At 72.1% G+C, this 2,044-nt stretch carries 2 protein-coding genes and 1 pseudogene; all 3 read right to left on the bottom strand.

What is annotated here, in order from left to right:
* Positions 1 to 341, bottom strand: a 341-nt coding sequence (locus tag AB0D46_RS38475; protein WP_362884748.1) for an ATP-binding cassette domain-containing protein, incomplete at its 3' end; no start/stop codon positions are given.
* A gap of 6 nt (positions 342 to 347) precedes the next feature.
* Entirely contained in the window at positions 348 to 1,493 is a 1,146-nt protein-coding gene (locus AB0D46_RS38480; protein WP_362884749.1) for an aliphatic sulfonate ABC transporter substrate-binding protein, read from the bottom strand.
* Between the two features lie 2 nt (positions 1,494 to 1,495).
* Positions 1,496 to 2,044, bottom strand: a pseudogene (locus tag AB0D46_RS38485) (hypothetical protein); the annotation flags it as partial.

Here is a 2,044-nt window from a genome sequence, read left to right on the forward strand (position 1 = left end):
GGGACGCCGCGCAGGCGCAGGGCGAGTTCGATGTTCTTGCCCGCGGTGAGCCACGGGAAGAGGGCGTGCTCCTGGAACATCAGGGCGGGCCGGCCTTCGGGGGTGGCGATCGATCCGGCGGACGGCTCGTCCAGGCCCGCGACCAGGTTGAGGAGGGTCGACTTGCCGCAGCCCGAGGCGCCGAGGAGGGTGACGAACTCGCCGGGGGCGACGTCGAGGGTGATGTCGTCGAGGACGAGCTGTGAGCCGGCGGGGCCGGAGAAGGACTTCGAGACGTGCTCGACGCGGACGGCGCTGCGGACCGCCGTGGTGTTCTCCGCGTTGATGAGAGCGGTCGCCATCGCCGGTCACCTCCTTTGGTCGTCGGTGCCCGGACCCGTGAGGGTGACGGGGGGCAGGTGCAGGGAACCGAGGACCTTGTTCAGCGGCCCGAGGTCGTGGATGCCGGTCAGGTCGGGCCGCTCCAACAGGCCCGCGGTGACCGCGTGGTCGGCCTGGGCCCGCAGGGACGCGGCGAGGGGGTCGTCGGTGACGAGGATCCCCGGCCAGGCCCGGTCGATGACGTCGGCCTCCAGTGCCTTGCCGGTCAGGGACTTCAGCGCGGCGTTGGCGGAGGCCTTGGCGCGGTCCGGGTCGGCGTTGATCCACGCGTTGGTCTTCACGGTGCCGCGCAGGACGGCTTCGACCACGTCCGGATGTTCCTTGAGGAACGTCTGCGACACGATCACGTTCGTGATCACGAACCGGCCGCCGGGCCACAGGTCCCGCTCGTCGAGGAGGACCCTGCCGCCTTCGGCGACCAGCCTGGAGGCGGTCGGCTCCGGTACCCAGGCGCCGTCGACGGCGCCGGACCGGTAGGCGTCCGGAGTGACCGTGTTGTCCGTACGGACGACGGAGACGTCCCCCCGGCCACTGGCCGCGTCGACCTTCCAGCCGCGCGCGGAGATCCAGTTCAGCAGGGCGACGTCCTGGGTGTTGCCGCGTTGGGGGGTGGCGATGCGGCGGCCCTTGAGGTCGTCGAGGGTTTTGATCCTCTCCGGGTTCACGACGAGTTTGACGCCGCCGGACGCCGCGCCGGAGATGATCCGCAGGTTGGATCCCTTGGACTTCACGTAGCCGTTGACGGCGGGCGAGGCCCCGATGAACCCGATGTCGACGGCGCCGGCGTTGAGGGCCTCGATCTCGGCCGGACCCGCGTTGAAGGTGACGGTCTTCAGGGCCGTCCCGCCCAGTTCCCGCTGGATCAGGCCTTCGCGTACGCCGACCAGCGCGGTGGCGTGGGTCAGGTTGGGGAAGTGGCCGATCCGTACGGAGTCCGCCGAGAGCTTCTCCCCGACGGCGGCGACCGGCACCGGGCCGCCCGTCGGCCCGTCGGCCTTGGAACCGTAGCCGCAGGAGGTGGCGGCGCAGGCGAGGAGGAGCAGGCAGAGCGCGGCGGCACGGCGCGGACGGCGTCGACGGGGCGGGCGGGGCGGTTGGTGTGGTGGGGGCATGGTCAGGGGGTCCGTTCGTTCTCGGCGTGCGCGGTGAAGGCGTCGCCCGCCATGCCCGCGGTCAGGGTCGTTCCGTCGGCGGGGTCGATCAGCAGGAAGGACCCGGTGCGGCGCGAGTCGGCGTACGCGTCGAGCGCGAGGGGCTCGGCCGTGCGGACGACGACGCGGCCGATGTCGTTGGCGACGAGCCGGCCGGGGTTCGGGTGCTGGGACAGGTCGTCGAGGGTCAGCCGGGAGGGGATCTCCTTGACGATCGCCTTGACCGTCCGCGTCGTGTGCTTGACGAGGACGGGTTGCCCGACGGTGAGCGGCCGGTCGGCGACGTGGCAGACCGTCGCGGTGATCTGCCGGGTGGTCGCCGGGGCGGCCGTGGTGGGGGCGATGAGGTCGCCGCGGGAGATGTCGATGTCGTCCTTGAGGCGCAGCGTCACCGACTGCGGGGACCGGGCGATGTCCACGCTCTCGCCGAGGGCGTCGATGCCCTCGATGACGGAGGTCCGGCCCGACGGCAGGACGGTGACGGCTTCGCCGACGCGCAGGACGCCGGAGGC

The organism is Streptomyces sp. NPDC048383 (genome assembly GCF_040651775.1).
In the GTDB taxonomy this organism is placed as follows: Bacteria; Actinomycetota; Actinomycetes; order Streptomycetales; family Streptomycetaceae; genus Streptomyces.

What these genes read in the sequence shown, in the direction of transcription:
- AB0D46_RS38480 (WP_362884749.1), bottom strand. Translation starts at nt 1,493, where the DNA reads ATGCCCCCACCACACCAACCGCCCCGCCCGCCCCGTCGACGCCGTCCG.